Source organism: Streptococcus sp. 3705 (assembly GCF_013277145.1).
GTDB lineage: Bacteria > Bacillota > Bacilli > Lactobacillales > Streptococcaceae > Streptococcus.
Genome location: NZ_VMMJ01000008.1, coordinates 1 through 15,994, shown reverse-complemented (window position 1 = coordinate 15,994; position 15,994 = coordinate 1). Strand labels below are relative to the sequence as shown.

Annotated in this window: 19 protein-coding genes and 1 tRNA gene; 18 read left to right on the top strand and 2 right to left on the bottom strand. The window is 37.3% G+C overall.

Annotated elements, in window-relative coordinates; genetic code table 11:
• The first annotated feature begins 147 nt into the window (after window positions 1–147).
• The 16 genes from HT714_RS01985 (at window position 148) to HT714_RS01910 (ending at window position 12,962) form a co-directional block, all read left to right on the top strand.
• The gene (locus HT714_RS01985; RefSeq protein WP_050202793.1) at window positions 148–447 is read left to right on the top strand and encodes a DUF4651 domain-containing protein; all 300 of its coding nucleotides are present in this window, start codon (window positions 148–150) and stop codon (window positions 445–447) included.
• Window positions 444–761 (top strand): thioredoxin family protein, encoded by a 318-nt coding sequence (locus HT714_RS01980; RefSeq protein WP_000615777.1) that lies wholly within the window; start codon window positions 444–446, stop codon window positions 759–761. Before HT714_RS01985 ends, HT714_RS01980 begins: the two co-directional genes overlap by 4 nt.
• A 15-nt stretch (window positions 762–776) precedes the next feature.
• The gene (gene ytpR, locus HT714_RS01975; protein ID WP_173226155.1) at window positions 777–1,403 is read left to right on the top strand and encodes a YtpR family tRNA-binding protein; all 627 of its coding nucleotides are present in this window, start codon (window positions 777–779) and stop codon (window positions 1,401–1,403) included.
• Between the two features lie 41 nt (window positions 1,404–1,444).
• Window positions 1,445–2,206 carry an SDR family NAD(P)-dependent oxidoreductase gene (locus HT714_RS01970; protein ID WP_173226157.1) on the top strand — a complete coding sequence of 254 codons (762 nt, stop codon included), beginning with the start codon at window positions 1,445–1,447 and terminating at the stop codon, window positions 2,204–2,206.
• 77 nt (window positions 2,207–2,283) lie between these two features.
• Window positions 2,284–2,679, top strand: coding sequence for a single-stranded DNA-binding protein (locus HT714_RS01965; protein WP_173226159.1), 396 nt, complete (start codon window positions 2,284–2,286; stop codon window positions 2,677–2,679).
• Window positions 2,680–2,766: 87 nt separating this feature from the next.
• The gene (locus tag HT714_RS01960) at window positions 2,767–3,732 is read left to right on the top strand and encodes a substrate-binding domain-containing protein (protein ID WP_020903141.1); all 966 of its coding nucleotides are present in this window, start codon (window positions 2,767–2,769) and stop codon (window positions 3,730–3,732) included.
• A complete protein-coding gene (locus HT714_RS01955; RefSeq protein ID WP_173226160.1) occupies window positions 3,732–5,069 on the top strand; it encodes a sensor histidine kinase in 1,338 nt (445 codons plus the stop codon). The genes HT714_RS01960 and HT714_RS01955 overlap by 1 nt, the downstream gene beginning before the upstream one ends.
• Window positions 5,044–5,727 carry a response regulator transcription factor gene (locus HT714_RS01950; RefSeq protein ID WP_050243269.1) on the top strand — a complete coding sequence of 228 codons (684 nt, stop codon included), beginning with the start codon at window positions 5,044–5,046 and terminating at the stop codon, window positions 5,725–5,727. The genes HT714_RS01955 and HT714_RS01950 overlap by 26 nt, the downstream gene beginning before the upstream one ends.
• The gene (locus tag HT714_RS01945) at window positions 5,724–7,016 is read left to right on the top strand and encodes an extracellular solute-binding protein (RefSeq protein ID WP_050243268.1); all 1,293 of its coding nucleotides are present in this window, start codon (window positions 5,724–5,726) and stop codon (window positions 7,014–7,016) included. The genes HT714_RS01950 and HT714_RS01945 overlap by 4 nt, the downstream gene beginning before the upstream one ends.
• A 160-nt stretch (window positions 7,017–7,176) precedes the next feature.
• The gene (locus HT714_RS01940) at window positions 7,177–7,614 is read left to right on the top strand and encodes a PTS sugar transporter subunit IIA (protein WP_050243267.1); all 438 of its coding nucleotides are present in this window, start codon (window positions 7,177–7,179) and stop codon (window positions 7,612–7,614) included.
• A gap of 26 nt (window positions 7,615–7,640) precedes the next feature.
• Window positions 7,641–8,135 carry a PTS sugar transporter subunit IIB gene (locus HT714_RS01935; RefSeq protein WP_020903146.1) on the top strand — a complete coding sequence of 165 codons (495 nt, stop codon included), beginning with the start codon at window positions 7,641–7,643 and terminating at the stop codon, window positions 8,133–8,135.
• A 23-nt stretch (window positions 8,136–8,158) separates the two neighbouring features.
• Entirely contained in the window at window positions 8,159–9,001 is an 843-nt protein-coding gene (locus HT714_RS01930) for a PTS sugar transporter subunit IIC (protein ID WP_173226174.1), read from the top strand.
• Window positions 8,982–9,836, top strand: coding sequence for a PTS system mannose/fructose/sorbose family transporter subunit IID (locus HT714_RS01925; protein WP_173226163.1), 855 nt, complete (start codon window positions 8,982–8,984; stop codon window positions 9,834–9,836). Before HT714_RS01930 ends, HT714_RS01925 begins: the two co-directional genes overlap by 20 nt.
• 298 nt (window positions 9,837–10,134) lie before the next feature.
• Window positions 10,135–10,419 carry a co-chaperone GroES gene (gene groES, locus HT714_RS01920; protein WP_173226165.1) on the top strand — a complete coding sequence of 95 codons (285 nt, stop codon included), beginning with the start codon at window positions 10,135–10,137 and terminating at the stop codon, window positions 10,417–10,419.
• A 15-nt stretch (window positions 10,420–10,434) separates the two neighbouring features.
• Window positions 10,435–12,057 carry a chaperonin GroEL gene (gene groL, locus HT714_RS01915; RefSeq protein WP_049521660.1) on the top strand — a complete coding sequence of 541 codons (1,623 nt, stop codon included), beginning with the start codon at window positions 10,435–10,437 and terminating at the stop codon, window positions 12,055–12,057.
• A 137-nt stretch (window positions 12,058–12,194) separates the two neighbouring features.
• Window positions 12,195–12,962, top strand: coding sequence for an epoxyqueuosine reductase QueH (locus HT714_RS01910; protein ID WP_084889586.1), 768 nt, complete (start codon window positions 12,195–12,197; stop codon window positions 12,960–12,962).
• A gap of 70 nt (window positions 12,963–13,032) precedes the next feature.
• Here HT714_RS01910 and HT714_RS01905 read toward each other — a convergent pair whose 3' ends face one another.
• On the bottom strand, window positions 13,033–13,566 hold the full coding sequence (locus tag HT714_RS01905; RefSeq protein WP_000775321.1) for a DUF402 domain-containing protein: 534 nt from the start codon (window positions 13,564–13,566) through the stop codon (window positions 13,033–13,035).
• 88 nt (window positions 13,567–13,654) lie between these two features.
• Window positions 13,655–14,431: a recombination regulator RecX gene (gene recX / locus HT714_RS01900; protein ID WP_173226167.1), complete on the bottom strand. Its 777-nt coding sequence runs from the start codon at window positions 14,429–14,431 to the stop codon at window positions 13,655–13,657.
• Window positions 14,432–14,468: 37 nt separating this feature from the next.
• Between recX and rlmD the strand changes: the two genes are divergently transcribed.
• Both rlmD and HT714_RS01890 read left to right on the top strand, forming a co-directional pair.
• Window positions 14,469–15,824, top strand: a complete 1,356-nt coding sequence (gene rlmD / locus HT714_RS01895; RefSeq protein ID WP_173226169.1) for a 23S rRNA (uracil(1939)-C(5))-methyltransferase RlmD — start codon at window positions 14,469–14,471, stop codon at window positions 15,822–15,824.
• A 61-nt stretch (window positions 15,825–15,885) separates the two neighbouring features.
• Window positions 15,886–15,957: transfer RNA gene (locus HT714_RS01890), tRNA-Glu, on the top strand.
• Window positions 15,958–15,994: the final 37 nt, after the last annotated feature.

Here is a 15,994-nt window from a genome sequence, read left to right as displayed (position 1 = left end):
ACACTGTTTTGAGCAACCTGCGGCTAGCTTCCTAGTTTGCTCTTTGATTTTCATTGAGTATAAGAAGTCCTTTTCCTTTAAGGAAGGGGATTTTTACTTGCCTTTCTGCTGCTTCCTAATTTGTCCTGAAGCGTTTTTTGTGTTAAAATGAATGGTATGAAAGCTAAAAAAATGTGGATGGCAGGTCTGGCTCTGCTTGGTATTGGGAGCCTTGCCCTTGCTACGAAAAAAGTTGCAGATGACCATAAGCTCATGAAGACTCAGGAAGAGTTGACAGAGATTGTGCGAGACCATTTTTCAGACATGGGAGAAATTGCGACCCTCTATGTTCAAGTCTATGAAAGCAGTCTGGAGAGCTTGGTTGGTGGCGTCATTTTTGAGGATGGCCGTCATTATACCTTTGTCTATGAAAATGAAGACCTAGTCTATGAGGAGGAAGTCTTATGATACAACCAGCAAGTTTAGAAGAATTAGCATCTTTAGTAGAAAAAGATGGCAAGAAGGTCTTTCTTTTTGTAGCAGATTGGTGCGGTGATTGTCGTTACATCTATCCTGCCTTGCCAGAAATTGAGGAGACCAATCCAGAGTTCACCTTTATTCGTGTGGACCGAGACCAGTATATGGATTTGGCCAAACTCTGGGATGTTTACGGAATTCCTAGCCTTGTTGTTTTGGAAAAGGACAAGGAAATCGGCCGTTTTGTCAATCGCGACCGTAAAAGTAAGCAACAAATTAACGACTTTTTAGCAGGACTGAAATAGGAGAAAATAGAAACAATGATTTTTACATATAACAAAGAACATGTCGGTGATGTCCTTATGGTCATCGTGAAAAACAGTGGAGATGCCAAACTGGATGTGGAGCGCAAAGGCAAGGTAGCTCGTGTTTTCCTCAAAGATAATGGAGAAACAGTAGCTTGGAATATTTTTGAAGTTTCAAGTTTGTTTGAAATTGCAGAGCGAGGTCGGGTCTTTTTATCAGATGAGCAAGTAGCACGTTTGAACCAAGAATTGCAGGCGGAAGGTTTTAAAGAAGAAATTGTCAATGACAAGGAACCTAAGTTTGTTGTTGGTGAAATTGTCGAGATGGTAGTTCATCCAGATAGTGACCACCTTAACATCTGCCAAGTTGCAGTCGCAAGTGACAAGACAGTGCAAATCGTTGCAGGGGCACCCAATGCGCGTGTTGGATTGAAAACAATTGTAGCTCTTCCTGGAGCTATGATGCCAAAAGGCAATCTTATTTTCCCAGGCGAACTTCGTGGTGAAAAGAGTTTTGGTATGATGTGCAGTCCTCGTGAATTGCATCTGCCAAATGCTCCGCAAAAACGAGGGGTGCTTGAATTGTCAGAAGACCAAGTTGTCGGAACTCCATTTGACCCAGCCAAACACTGGACTGCCTAAGAAGTTGTTAATATCTGATAGACCAGCTAGAAGGAAATGAGATGGCAAAAAATGTTGTGATTACAGGAGCGACATCAGGAATTGGTGAAGCGATTGCGCGTGCTTATTTGGAGCAGGGTGAGAATGTCGTTCTAACAGGTCGACGGACAGACAGATTGAAAGCCCTCAAGTCGGAGTTTGCAGTAAGCTTTCCAAATCAAACCGTCTGGACTTTTCCCCTAGATGTCATGGATATGGCCATGGTAAAGACTGTCTGCTCTGATATTCTAGAAACGATAGGTCAGATTGATATTCTGGTCAACAATGCCGGACTGGCTCTAGGTTTAGCACCTTATCAGGATTATGAAGAGTTGGATATGTTGACCATGCTGGATACCAATGTCAAAGGTTTGATGGCAGTCACTCGCTCTTTCTTGCCAGCAATGGTAAAAGCCAATCAAGGACATATCATCAATATGGGCTCAACCGCAGGAATTTATGCCTATGCAGGTGCAGCAGTTTATTCGGCCACCAAGGCAGCAGTTAAGACCTTTTCAGATGGTCTGCGAATTGATACCATCGCAACGGATATCAAGGTGACAACCATTCAGCCTGGAATTGTCGAAACAGATTTTTCTACAGTGCGTTTTCATGGTGATAAAGAACGAGCTGCGACGGTCTACAAAGGAATAGAAGCCTTGCAAGCTCAGGATATCGCAGGCACAGTAGTCTATGTGACCAGTCAACCTCGTCGTGTGCAGATTACAGATATGACCATTATGGCAAATCAACAGGCGACAGGTTTCATGGTTCATAAAAAATAAAAAATTTTCTCGAAAAGTTACAAATTTCTGTAACTTTTTTTGATTTCCTACGAATAGATAAGTAGGAGGAAGAAAATATGTATAATAAAGTTATCTTAATCGGACGCTTGACGTCTACACCTGAATTGCACAAAACCAACAATGACAAGTCAGTAGCGCGAGCAACTATCGCTGTGAACCGTCGTTACAAAGACCAAAACGGTGAACGTGAAGCTGATTTTGTCAATATGATCCTATGGGGTAGACTAGCAGAAACATTGGCCAGCTATGCAACTAAAGGCAGTCTCATTTCCGTTGATGGAGAATTACGTACCCGTCGTTTTGAGAAAAATGGCCAGATGAACTACGTGACCGAAGTACTTGTTACTGGATTCCAACTCTTGGAAAGTCGTGCCCAACGTGCCATGCGAGAAAATAACGCAGGGCAGGATTTGGCAGACTTGGTTTTGGAAGAGGAAGAATTGCCATTTTAAACATTGAAAAGTCTGAGTTGCTTTCAGGCTTTTTTATAATGTCTAAATGTGTTACAATGAACTAGTTGAAACTTTTTGGAGGTTGGAATGAGTAGAGAATATACAAGAACAATCGTCAAAATTATATTTTGTACAGTAGTCGTATTTGTTTTTGCGATTTATACTCATGTGAGTCAGACAGATCCTATTCCGGGACAAATAAAAGTTGGAGCGACTTATATGACGATGAATAGTGAATTTTATAGACATTTACATAATGAGATTCAACGCTATTCTGATTCAGAAGGTCAGATATTGTATACTCGGGACGCAGAGATGAGTGAAGAAAAACAGAGTAAACAAATTGATGAGTTTATAGAGAAGCGAGTGAATGTTATTGTTATTAATCCGGTTAAGAGTGATAGCGAGCAAATTGTAGAAGCGTTAAGTAGGGCAAAGAATTTTGGAATTAGAGTTATAGCAGTAGATAGTCAGTTGAATAATATAAAAGTTGATACGAGTATAGTTTCTGATAATTACCATGCTGGGATATTAATTGCCAAGGATTTGATGAAACGTACCTCAAATGCTCATATTCTTTTGTTAACGCACAAAGATGCTTTATCAGCTAATCAGAGAATAACTGGTTTTTTGGATACAATAAAATCAGAAGAACATTATCAAATTATCTCAGAAAGAGAAACGGTTGGTCAAACAGAGTATGCTATGACTACTGTAGGTGATGCCTTATCTGAAGGTTTACAATTTGATGCTATAGTGGCTTTAAATGATAGAGCAGCTATAGGAGCTTTAGCAGCAATTAAAGAATTGAAAGTAACTTCAAAAAAACTTATTTACGGAATAGATGGTTCACCAGATATGAAGCATTTATTAGCTACAACAGATGAAGTTACGGGAACGGTTGCTCAATTTCCATCTCATATGGGTAGAAAAGTATCGGAAACAATAGATTTATTAGTAAAAAAAGAAGAAGTTGAAGAATTATATACTATACCTGTACAATTTGTTGATAAAAATAATATAATTCAGTTTGATATTAATGGGTGGCAGTAATGAAACAGGTAAAAGGTGTCCAGTATTCTATAATTTCGCTTTTATTAATTAATTTTCTAACCATTATATACAATGGAGCTTTGTATATACAGATTACAAACTATGTAATTTCAAAGGGGCAGATGACACTCTTATTGGGTGATTTAAATAACATTTCAAAATCACCTGACCAGATTTTTTGGTACTCAATTATTTTTTTTGTCGGTATTATTTTTATATCTACCTATAAAATGTACTCAACTGAGAAAAAATGGCCAATTTTTTCAAAATGGAATTTGTTTGAAATAGTATTAATGATTGGTGTTATATGGTCACAAAATCTGTCATACAATGGAATAATATTATTAGTTTTTGCTGATATATTCTATAGTTCAAGAGAGTTTCAAGACTCTGATAGTAAACGTTCTTGGATTATTTTTATTTTCTTGAGTTTTTTAATGTTACTTTTAACAGACTATGAAATCTTGTCTCTATTTATAAAAGTTCCATCTCTAGCTACCTATATCCAATTTTATCCATCTTCCATACGAGGTATAGTGTTATTTTTAGAAAATGCATTGACATCATTAAATGTTATTATTTTCATCATCTCTTTATTGTCTTATATCCTATACGTGATTAAAGAACATCATAATATTGAAGAAGAGCTTAAAATGTTATCTAGAGTCAACATTGAATTGAATCATTACATATCGTTATCAGAGAAAATCGCTGAAGATCGAGAAAGGAAAAGAATTGCTCGAGAAATTCATGATACTCTAGGGCATGCATTGACAGGAATTTCAGCAGGGATTGATGCTGTTTCTGTACTAATTGATGTTCATCCTATCCGTGCTAAAGAACAGTTGAAAAATGTTTCAAATGCAGTTAGAGAGGGGATAAAAGATGTTAGGGGATCATTACAGAGACTGAGACCAGGAGCTTTGCAAAATAATGGTTTAAAAGATGCTCTAATATTAATGATTAGTGAGTATGAGTCTCTATCAAAACTCTCTGTCGATCTAAAATATGAATGGGGGAATATTGATTTAGATGTTATGCAGGAAGATACTATTTTTAGGATTATACAAGAATCTATGACAAATTCTGTTCGTCACGGACATGCTAGTAAAATGAGCATTCGCTTTATGAGTGAGGATAACAACATAATAGTTTTGCACGATAATGGAATAGGTTTTGACGACTTACAAATTGGGTATGGCTTGAAACAAATGAGAGAGCGAGTTTCTATTTTAGGTGGTTCTATTCATTTTGAAAATAGGGAAGGATTTTACACTAAAATAGTTTTTCCAAAAATAGGAGGTGAAGTATATGATAAAGGTAATGATTGCAGATGATCAGGCGTTAATTAGAGAGTCTTTGCAGATCATTTTATCAGTATATGCTGATATTGATGTTGTATCCGTCGTTGGTGACGGTATCGAAGCTATGGATAACATTATGACTGTAAAACCGGATATAATTTTAATGGACATTAGAATGCCCAGAATGGACGGAGTATTGACTACAAAAGAAATCAAAAAACGTTTTCCAAATATAAAAATTATAATCTTAACAACATTTGATGACGACGAATTCATTTTTAGTGCTTTAAAATATGGTGCATCTGGCTATTTATTAAAAGGAGTTTCAACCGACGAGTTATATCAAGCCATTCAGACAGTGTATAAAGGTGGAGCTATGATTAATCCTAATATAGCTAGTAAGGTATTTCAATTGTTCTCGCAGATGGCACAGACCAATTTTTCTATTACTGTGAAGGAAGAGAATATTGAAAATATATCACTGACAGAATGGAAAATTATTCAGCAAGTGGCATTTGGAGAATCAAATAAGGAAATTGCCAGTAATCTTTTTTTATCCGAGGGAACAGTGCGCAATTACCTTTCTATCATTCTTTCAAAACTAAATTTGAGAGATAGGACACAGTTAGCCATATGGGCTGTACAAACAGGTGTGACACAAAAGAATTTTTCGAAGGAAATGGATAAATGAAAGTAAAGCAATTGTTTCTAGCGATACTGTTTGTGCTAAGTTGCTTGAGTTTATTTCTTATTTGGGAAAACAAGCAGATAAAGATTATTAGACTGGGTTTTTATTCTGATTCTAGTTGGGGAATTCCTACAGGGAATAACAGCTATGTACTAGATGAGGCTATTAAGAAATTTGAAGAGCTTCATCCAGGGGTTAAAATTGTATATGATTCAGGTATTCCTAAGGAGGAGTATTCTAATTGGATTTCAAGTCAAATTTTAAAAGGTTCTGAACCGGATGTATTTCTATTATCAAGCGACCAATTATCTTTATTTGCATCAAAAGGTATTTTAAAAAACCTAAATTCCTATCTGTCTCAAGAAGATGCCTCTAATTTCTATGATGTATCTTTGCAGGCAGCAAAATACGGAGATGATTTATACGGTTTTCCATATGAAAGCAATCCCATGTTGATGTGTGTAAATCAAGATTTACTTTTAAGAGAGGGCATTGAAATTCCTAAAGTAGGGTGGACACTGAAAGATCTATATGAGATTAGTAAAAAAATTACAAAAGATACCGATGGAGATGGAATCGTTGATCAATTTGGGATAACAGGATATAGTTGGAAAGAATCTCTAGCAGCCTTTGGTGTTACTATTTCTGAGAGTGGGATTCCTCGTATAGATTCGTCAGAAATGAAGGATGCTTTATCCTATATAAGGGGATTGAATCAATTAAACGGACGCTACAAAGTAACCTATAAAGATTTTGATGAAGGACATGTGGCCTTTTATCCAATGAGTTTGGCACAATATCGTACATATAAACCTTTTCCTTATCATGTGGCCAAATATACAAATTTTAACTGGACATGTATTTCGTTGCCAACGACTAAGGAAGACATTCGTTCGACTGTAACAGATACTTCCTTATACGTGGTTTCTTCGCGTTCTCGCAATTCAAACCTTGCCGTATCGTTTATAGAATTTTTAACAATTAATCGTGAAATTCAACAAAATTTATTTAATAAGGGTCAAGGAAGCTCAGTATTACCAGAGGTAGTAACTAGTTTGAAGAGTGAAGAGTTGATGAAGAAAGGAATGATTGGTCAAAATGCCTTAACGACTACTTCATTGGATTATATAATGAAAAATTCAATTACAACTATTTTAAAAGGAATAGATTCAAAATCATTGGTTGGAATAGAAGAAAGATTAGAAGCATTATCTATGGATGAAAATAACACGGATATTGAAGGTAGTCTTATTAAGTTACAAAAAGAACTAGATATAGGAACCCTTAAATAGATGTCGAGATTATTTTTTCTTAAATAATATGAACATGGCAGATGTCTTTATTGACATTTGTCATTTTTTTATTGACATTTATCAATAAACTTTTGTGACATTTAACAATTATAAAGTGAAGATAAGGATGATAGAATGAAATCAATAAAAGGAGGGGAATATGAAGTATTTGATATTAGTCAGTCATGGAGGACTCGCAGAGGGATTGAAATCATCTCTTTCTATGTTTGCTTCGGATAAGGTAGATGATGTCATAGCAATTGGCTTAAAAGATGGGGAAAGTCTTGCAGATTTTTCTGTAGAGGTCAAGAATGTTATTGCGTCTCTGGATGAAAATGATTCTGTTCTTGTTTTAGCAGACATTGTTGGGGGAAGTCCTTTAACAACTGTTGCAACAGTATTAGAAGAATTTGGAAAATTAGAGAATGCAACTATTTTGGGAGGCATGAACTTAACAATGGCACTTACAGCAGTGGTGATGAAAGACATTCTGACTGGAAGTGAACTTGTTTCTACGATATTAAACGAATCATCCTCAGCTCTACAGGAATTTGAAGTCGGATCGGATGATAATCTTAATGAAGAAGACGATATTTAGTTATATAAGGAAAGGGATAAAAAATTATGGTAGTAACATTTGTACGAATTGACGATAGAATGATTCATGGACAAACAGTCACTAGATGGGCAAAAGAACATCCATGTGATGGATTAATTGCAGTAAATGATGCTGCTGCATCCAATAAGGTTTTAATTCAGGCCTATAAAGGTGCGTCAGATAAAAAAACATTTGTTTGGACAAAGGAAGCATTTAAAGAAAAATCATCTAAAGTAACAGAATCGGATAGTAGATATTTTTTGATTACTAAGAATCCAATTGATATGAAAGAAATTTTAGTAGACCAGGGCTTTATTCCAGGAGATGTTAAAGAGATTATTGTAGGACCTGCTAACGATAGACCAGGTGCTATCAAGTTGGGAAATAATCAATCAATTACTCAAGAGGAAGCAGTTGCACTAGAAGCAATTGAAAAAGCAGGATATAAAGTTAGATTCCAATTATTACCAGATGTATCTATTGGCTATTGGAGTGATTTTAAATCAAAATTTGGATTTTAATAATGAAATAAGGAGACAAAATGATGGAAATTTCTTGGATTCAAGCAGCTCTTTTAGGATTGTTTGCAAGTTTAGCATCGATGCCAGGTATGGGGGGATCCAGTATTGGTAACTATACTTTGGGGCGTCCATTAGTTGGTGGTTTAATTGTAGGTTTAATATTAGGAGATATAACAACAGGGGTAATCGTTGGTGTGGCTTTGCAGGTATTATATATTGCCTTAGTGACACCTGGTGGAACTGTATCTGCCGATGTACGGGCAATTTCTTATATCGGAATTCCGTTATCTATCCTATTTGTTCATGCAAATAATATTTCAGGTGAAGTAGCGATTGCAGCAGCAGCAGCGCCAATTGGAGCCGCGGTTGGAACAATTGGAACTGTTTTATTCTATGGTACAGCTACTATGAATTTGTTTTGGCAACACATTGGATGGAGAGCTGTAGAGAAAGGTGATTTTAAGAAGTTATATGCTGTTGATTGGGTATATCCTTGGATTTCACATTTTATCTTTTCTTTCTTACCAACAATGATTATTACAAAATTTGGACCAGATATGGTTGATCTTATGAAAGTATATCTTCCGATGGATGGTTTTGTAATGAAGTCTCTATTTACTGTAGGAGCACTCCTTCCATGTGTGGGTATTGCAATACTTTTGAAACAAATTGTTACAAAAACAACAGACTTTATTCCTTTCTTTGTCGGGTTCACGTTAGCAAAATCTTTAGGCTTGAACTTAGTAGCAAGTGGTGTTGTGTCATTAATTTTTGCAGTAATTTATTATGAATTAGAAGTTATTAAATCTGCCCGTACGACAGCAGTTGTCAGTGATATGGGATTTGATGAAGAGGAGGATATTTAGAATGAGTCGAAAAAAAATATCAAGAAAAACATTGACAAAATCATTTCACCACTGGTTCTATGGACATCTGACATGTTTTTCTCAAGAACATATGCAAACTTTTGGATATTTAACTTCTATGCTTCCAATTGTAGAAGAAATGTATGATACTAAGGAAGAGCAAAAAGAAGCTATGCAAACATACACAGCATTCTTTAATACTGAGCCGCAGTTGGGTTCTCTAGTAGTTGGGATAACAGCTGGTTTGGAAGAAGCGCGTGCAAATGGAGATGCCGTAGATAGTGAAACCATTAATGGAATGCGAGCTGGTCTAATGGGGCCTATTGCAGGTATTGGAGATTCACTTATTGTAGGAACATTAATTCCTGTTCTTTTGGGGATAGCACTAGGTCTTTCTAAAGGAGGAAATATTTCTGGTGCAATATTCTATATTATTGCATGGAATCTATTAGTCTATCTTGGAATGCGTTTTGCTTATTTTAAAGGATATGAACTTGGAGATAAAGCAGTAGAATTTTTAGTAGGTCCTAAAGGTCAGGCGCTAAGAAAATCAATTAGTGTTGTTGGTGGTATGGTCATAGGAGCTGTTGCAGCAACTTGGGTATCTGTCACTACGGCGCTAGAGCTGAAAAATGGAGATGGAGAAACATTTTTAAACTTACAAGAAAAGATTGATGGTGTTTATCCAGGTCTTTTGACAGCAGGTTTTATTGTTCTATGTTGGTGGCTGATGGCTAAAAAGAAAGTTTCTCCAAATTGGGTGATGCTATTACTGGTAGTTATTGCACTTGCAGGAGTAGCCTTAGGATTTTTCAATCCAGGATTGAAATATTAATAGTATGTAAAAAAGCAACGGTTTATAATCGTTGTTTTTTATATATGCGTAATATAAGGATTTAGAGTTTCGGTATTTTTTATAAAAGAATTAATGAAAATGCTAATTCCATAAATCATGTTGGTTAAAATTCTACATTATTAAAGTGCAAAATTAGGATAAAGAATTTATCTATTCATCCTCAGAAAGTCAGACTTTTTTCTTGACTATTTCTGACCAAGTGATACAATAGAACTATGAATTAGCACTCAGATATAAAGAGTGCTAATAATATGTAGTTCATCATGGAGGAAAACAGATGTTGAAACCATTAGGAGACCGTGTGGTCTTGAAAATCGAAGAAAAAGAACAAACTGTTGGAGGTTTTGTCCTCGCAGGCTCAGCCCAAGAAAAAACCAAAACAGCTCAAGTTGTAGCTACTGGACAAGGTGTTCGTACCTTGAACGGTGACTTGGTGGCTCCAAGTGTTAATCCTGGAGACCGTGTCTTAGTTGAAGCTCACGCAGGTCTCGATGTCAAAGACGGCGATGAAAAGTACATCATCGTAGGCGAAGCTAACATCTTGGCAATCATTGAAGAATAGAAGGAGAAAGTAAGTATGTCAAAAGAAATTAAATTTTCATCTGACGCTCGTTCAGCTATGGTCCGTGGTGTCGATATCCTTGCAGACACTGTTAAAGTAACCTTGGGACCAAAAGGTCGTAATGTCGTTCTTGAAAAATCATTCGGTTCACCTTTGATTACCAATGACGGTGTGACCATTGCCAAAGAAATCGAATTAGAAGACCATTTTGAAAATATGGGTGCCAAATTGGTATCAGAAGTAGCTTCAAAAACCAATGATATCGCAGGTGACGGAACGACAACTGCAACAGTCTTGACCCAAGCAATTGTCCGCGAAGGAATCAAAAACGTCACAGCAGGTGCCAATCCAATCGGAATTCGTCGTGGGATTGAAACAGCAGTTGCCGCAGCAGTAGAAGCCTTGAAAAACAACGCCATCCCAGTTGCCAATAAAGAAGCTATTGCTCAGGTTGCAGCCGTATCTTCTCGTTCTGAAAAAGTAGGCGAGTACATTTCTGAAGCCATGGAAAAAGTTGGTAAAGACGGTGTCATCACCATCGAAGAGTCACGTGGTATGGAAACAGAACTTGAAGTTGTAGAAGGTATGCAGTTTGACCGTGGTTATCTTTCACAGTACATGGTGACAGATAGCGAAAAAATGGTTGCTGACCTTGAAAATCCGTACATTTTGATTACCGATAAGAAGATTTCAAATATCCAAGAAATCTTGCCCCTCCTAGAAAGCATTCTCCAAAGCAATCGTCCACTCTTGATTATTGCGGATGATGTTGATGGCGAAGCTCTTCCAACTCTTGTTTTGAACAAGATTCGTGGAACCTTCAACGTAGTAGCTGTCAAGGCACCTGGCTTCGGTGACCGTCGCAAAGCCATGCTTGAAGATATAGCCATCTTAACAGGCGGAACAGTTATCACAGAAGACCTTGGTCTTGAGTTGAAAGATGCTACAATTGAAGCTCTTGGTCAAGCAGCGAGAGTAACTGTGGACAAAGATAGCACTGTTATCGTAGAAGGTGCTGGAAATCCTGAAGCTATTTCCCACCGTGTTGCAGTTATCAAGTCTCAAATCGAAACCACAACTTCTGAATTTGACCGTGAAAAATTGCAAGAACGCTTGGCGAAATTGTCAGGTGGTGTAGCGGTCATCAAGGTCGGAGCTGCAACTGAAACTGAGTTGAAAGAAATGAAACTCCGCATTGAAGATGCCCTCAACGCTACTCGTGCAGCCGTTGAAGAAGGAATCGTTGCTGGTGGTGGAACTGCTCTTGTAAATGTCATTCCAGCTGTTGCTGCCTTGGAATTGACAGGAGACGAAGCAACGGGCCGCAATATTGTTCTCCGTGCTTTGGAAGAACCTGTTCGTCAGATCGCACACAATGCAGGATTTGAAGGATCTATTGTTATCGATCGCTTGAAAAATGCTGAAGTTGGAACAGGCTTCAACGCAGCAACTGGCGAATGGGTCAACATGATTGATCAAGGGATTATCGACCCAGTTAAAGTGAGTCGTTCAGCTCTACAAAATGCAGCATCTGTAGCCAGCTTGATTTTGACAACAGAAGCAGTCGTAGCCAATAAACCAGAACCAGTAGCTCCGGCTCCGGCAATGGATCCAAGCATGATGGGCGGCATGATGTAAGCTTTCTATAGAAAACAACTTATAAAAAACACAAAAGGAGGGAATTACTAACCCTCCTTTTTATGCTATTCACTTCTAAATAGATTTGAGCTCTCCTAACTTATATGATAAAATAAGACTAGAAAAAGGAGAAGAACATGATTGATGTAGAAGAAATTCTGAGCAAGATGAACCCCAATCAGAAGATTAATTATGACCGTGTCATGCAGAAGATGGTACAAGTATGGGAGAAAAATGAGCAACGTCCAACTATTCTCATGCATGTTTGCTGTGCCCCTTGCAGTACCTATACTCTAGAATATTTGACTAAGTATGCAGACGTGACCATTTATTTTGCCAATTCTAATATCCATCCCAAGCCAGAATACCACAAGCGGGCTTACGTCACTCAAAAATTTGTCAGTGATTTCAATGAGCGAACTGGCAATAACGTTCAATACCTAGAAGCTCCTTATGAACCTAACGAATATCGTAAACTGGTTCGAGGTTTGGAAGAAGAGCCTGAAGGTGGTGACCGTTGTAAGGTTTGCTTTGACTACCGCCTGGATAAAACAGCGCAAGTGGCTATGGATTTAGGTTTTGACTATTTTGGCTCAGCCTTGACCATCAGTCCTCATAAGAATTCTCAAACCATTAACAGCATCGGAATCGATGTGCAAAAAATTTATACCACTCACTATCTTCCAAGTGATTTCAAGAAAAATCAAGGCTACAAACGTTCGGTAGAGATGTGTGAAGAGTATGACATCTACCGTCAATGTTATTGTGGATGCGTCTATGCAGCCCAGGCTCAAAATATTGATTTGGTTCAGGTTAAGAAGGACGCCACGGCTTTCTTACTGGATAAGGATGTTGAAAAAGACTATTCCCATATCAAATTTACTGTTACGAAATTAGATATATAAGGATAAGCCCAGCTGCAAAGCTGGGTTTTTAAAATAAAAAAACCGGGGTCTTAACCCCAGTTTGACAACTTTACCGATTCTTTAGTTCTACATAGCGCTTGTACCAAATGTTTACATAGGCTTCTGAGAAAGGACCACGTCCATTATTAATCCAATCAACAAGAATTTTGACATGTTCTTTTAAAATATAGTCCAAGTCATCAGAATAATTCATTTTGCGTTTGTGACGCTCGTACTCTTCAACGTCCAAGAGACGTTTTTCCCCATCTGTAAAAATTTTAACATCCAAATCGTAATCAATATACTTCAGTGCTTCTTCATCCAGATAGTAGGGGCTAGCCATATTGCAATAGTAAGAAGTTCCATTATCACGAATCATGGCAATGATATTAAACCAATATTTCTTGTGAAAGTAAACAATAGCCGGTTCTCGAGTGACCCAACGACGACCATCACTTTCGGTAACAAGTGTATGATCGTTGACACCAATAATGGCGTTTTCTGTTGTTTTTAGTACCATGGTGTCCCGCCAAGTTCGGTGGAGACTCCCATCATGCTTATAACTTTGAATTGTAATAAAGTCGCCTTCTTTTGGAAGCTTCATAACTAACCAACTTTCTACAATTTATAAGTTTATCATTTATTATTATACCATAAAATTACCTAAAATCTGTGAATTTCATTTGGAAATATTAAAGATATTCTCTGAGAGCGCTTGCTATATCCGAAAAATCGTAGCCCTTTCGTGCTAAAACTTGAGTTAAACGCTGCTTCAGTTCGTATCCTTCATACTTTCGAGCATACTTAGTATATTGCTTATCAAGCTCTTTGAAGATGAGTTCCTGAGTCGTTTCTTGGTCAACTTGACTATCCAACTGGTCAAAGGCACTTTTAGCATCAGAATAGGAAAAGCCCTTGTTAGTCAAGTTTTGGATTATCTTATCTTGCAAGGCACGAGCTGGAAGTTTTCCCTCATATTTTTTCAATAGTTTATTAGCTACACGTTGAGCAACTTCAGAAAAATCAAATTCTTTCAAGTTCTCTTCTATAGTAGATTTTGAAATTCCCTTTTGTGCTAGTTTCTGAGTCAGTACATAAGGCCCCTTGTCTCCTGAAAGTTGATTGGCATTGATGCTAGCATAAGCGTATTGGCTATCATTGATCCACTTATCTTCTTTAAGATTAGCAATGACTTGAGAAACTATGTTTTCATCAATATCGTATTTTTTTAGATATTCTCTGACCTCTTTTTCAGTGCGTGCTTTAAAGGATAAATGGTAGAGGGCCAGATTCTTACCATAAGAAAATTGAGCAAAGTCCTGAATCTCTTTTAATTCCTCTTCGCTTATCACCTTATCTCTTGATAACATAAAACGAACAATTGTATCTTCGGTGATGTAGCATTTATCGCCATTATCAAGCTCCATCAGATAGAGTCTTTTTTTCTTTTCAAGTTTTGTGATTTTCATAGTTCTATTATAACTCAAAATGTGATAAGATAGGGGTATGAATCTGAAAGTGAAACAAAAAATACCATTAAAAATCAAGCGCATGGGAATTAATGGTGAGGGAATCGGCTTTTATCAAAAAACATTAGTCTTTGTACCTGGAGCTCTCAAAGGTGAAGATATCTATTGTCAGATTATTTCTATTAAACGTAACTTTGTAGAGGCAAAATTACTGAAGGTCAACAAGAAGTCTAAATTCCGAGTTGTGCCAGCTTGTACTATTTATAATGAATGCGGAGGCTGCCAAATCATGCACCTGCATTATGATAAGCAGCTGGAGTTCAAGACGGACTTACTTCATCAAGCGCTGAAAAAATTTGCTCCTGCAGGATATGAAAACTATGAAATTCGTCCAACTATTGGAATGCAGGAACCAAAGTACTACCGTGCTAAGTTACAATTTCAGACTCGAAAATTTAAGAATCAGGTCAAGGCGGGCTTATATGCACAAAATTCTCACTATTTAGTAGAGTTGAAAGACTGCCTGGTACAAGACAAGGAAACCCAAGTGATTGCTAATCGTCTAGCGGAATTACTTACTTTTCACCAAATTCCAATCACGGATGAGAGAAAAGTTCTAGGTGTCCGTACTATTATGGTCAGACGAGCAAGAAAGACTGGACAGGTTCAGATTATTATTGTGACAAATCGTCAGCTTAATTTAACCCAACTAGTAAATGATTTAATTAAAGATTTTCCAGAGGTTGTGACAGTAGCTGTTAATACAAATACAGCTAAAACCAGTGAGATTTATGGTGAAAAGACAGAGATTATCTGGGGAGAAGAGAGTATTCAAGAAGGTGCACTCGATTATGAATTTTCACTATCCCCTCGAGCATTCTATCAACTAAATCCTGAACAAACAGAAGTCCTTTATAACGAGGCGACAAAAGCCTTGGATGTAAATAAAGAAGACCATTTGATTGATGCTTATTGTGGAGTTGGAACGATTGGATTTGCCTTTGCAAAGAAAGTTAAAACACTAAGAGGTATGGATATTATTCCAGAAGCCATTGAAGATGCCAAGCGAAATGCTAAAAGAATGGGATTTGACAATACTCATTATGAAGCTGGAACGGCAGAAGAGATTATTCCTCGTTGGTACAAGGAAGGCTACCGAGCAGATGCTCTGATTGTGGACCCACCACGTACAGGTCTGGATGATAAGTTATTAGATACTATTCTTACTTATGTACCAGAAAAAATGGTTTATATTTCTTGTAATGTTTCGACCTTGGCTCGTGATTTGGTACGCTTAGTAGAAGTCTATGATCTTCATTATATCCAGTCGGTCGATATGTTCCCACATACAGCTAGAACGGAAGCTGTTGTAAAATTAATAAAAAAAGTTTAAAAAAGGTGTTGACAAGTCTGAAAAAGTCGGTATAATAGTAAGAGTTGAAAACAACAACTCTGGTCCGTTGGTCAAGGGGTTAAGACACCGCCTTTTCACGGCGGTAACACGGGTTCGAATCCCGTACGGACTATGGTATGTTACGGTTGAAACACTTGATGAAAAAAAGT

Excerpts from the sequence above, each read along its gene's own strand:
- HT714_RS01985 (WP_050202793.1), top strand. The coding sequence starts at position 148 with ATGAATGGTATGAAAGCTAAAAAAATGTGGATGGCAGGTCTGGCTCTG.
- HT714_RS01980 (WP_000615777.1), top strand. The coding sequence starts at position 444 with ATGATACAACCAGCAAGTTTAGAAGAATTAGCATCTTTAGTAGAAAAA.
- ytpR (WP_173226155.1), top strand. The coding sequence starts at position 777 with ATGATTTTTACATATAACAAAGAACATGTCGGTGATGTCCTTATGGTC.
- HT714_RS01970 (WP_173226157.1), top strand. The coding sequence starts at position 1,445 with ATGGCAAAAAATGTTGTGATTACAGGAGCGACATCAGGAATTGGTGAA.
- HT714_RS01965 (WP_173226159.1), top strand. The coding sequence starts at position 2,284 with ATGTATAATAAAGTTATCTTAATCGGACGCTTGACGTCTACACCTGAA.
- HT714_RS01960 (WP_020903141.1), top strand. The coding sequence starts at position 2,767 with ATGAGTAGAGAATATACAAGAACAATCGTCAAAATTATATTTTGTACA.
- HT714_RS01955 (WP_173226160.1), top strand. The coding sequence starts at position 3,732 with ATGAAACAGGTAAAAGGTGTCCAGTATTCTATAATTTCGCTTTTATTA.
- HT714_RS01950 (WP_050243269.1), top strand. The coding sequence starts at position 5,044 with ATGATAAAGGTAATGATTGCAGATGATCAGGCGTTAATTAGAGAGTCT.
- HT714_RS01945 (WP_050243268.1), top strand. The coding sequence starts at position 5,724 with ATGAAAGTAAAGCAATTGTTTCTAGCGATACTGTTTGTGCTAAGTTGC.
- HT714_RS01940 (WP_050243267.1), top strand. The coding sequence starts at position 7,177 with ATGAAGTATTTGATATTAGTCAGTCATGGAGGACTCGCAGAGGGATTG.
- HT714_RS01935 (WP_020903146.1), top strand. The coding sequence starts at position 7,641 with ATGGTAGTAACATTTGTACGAATTGACGATAGAATGATTCATGGACAA.
- HT714_RS01930 (WP_173226174.1), top strand. The coding sequence starts at position 8,159 with ATGGAAATTTCTTGGATTCAAGCAGCTCTTTTAGGATTGTTTGCAAGT.
- HT714_RS01925 (WP_173226163.1), top strand. The coding sequence starts at position 8,982 with ATGAAGAGGAGGATATTTAGAATGAGTCGAAAAAAAATATCAAGAAAA.
- groES (WP_173226165.1), top strand. The coding sequence starts at position 10,135 with ATGTTGAAACCATTAGGAGACCGTGTGGTCTTGAAAATCGAAGAAAAA.
- groL (WP_049521660.1), top strand. The coding sequence starts at position 10,435 with ATGTCAAAAGAAATTAAATTTTCATCTGACGCTCGTTCAGCTATGGTC.
- HT714_RS01910 (WP_084889586.1), top strand. The coding sequence starts at position 12,195 with ATGATTGATGTAGAAGAAATTCTGAGCAAGATGAACCCCAATCAGAAG.
- HT714_RS01905 (WP_000775321.1), bottom strand. The coding sequence starts at position 13,566 with ATGAAGCTTCCAAAAGAAGGCGACTTTATTACAATTCAAAGTTATAAG.
- recX (WP_173226167.1), bottom strand. The coding sequence starts at position 14,431 with ATGAAAATCACAAAACTTGAAAAGAAAAAAAGACTCTATCTGATGGAG.
- rlmD (WP_173226169.1), top strand. The coding sequence starts at position 14,469 with ATGAATCTGAAAGTGAAACAAAAAATACCATTAAAAATCAAGCGCATG.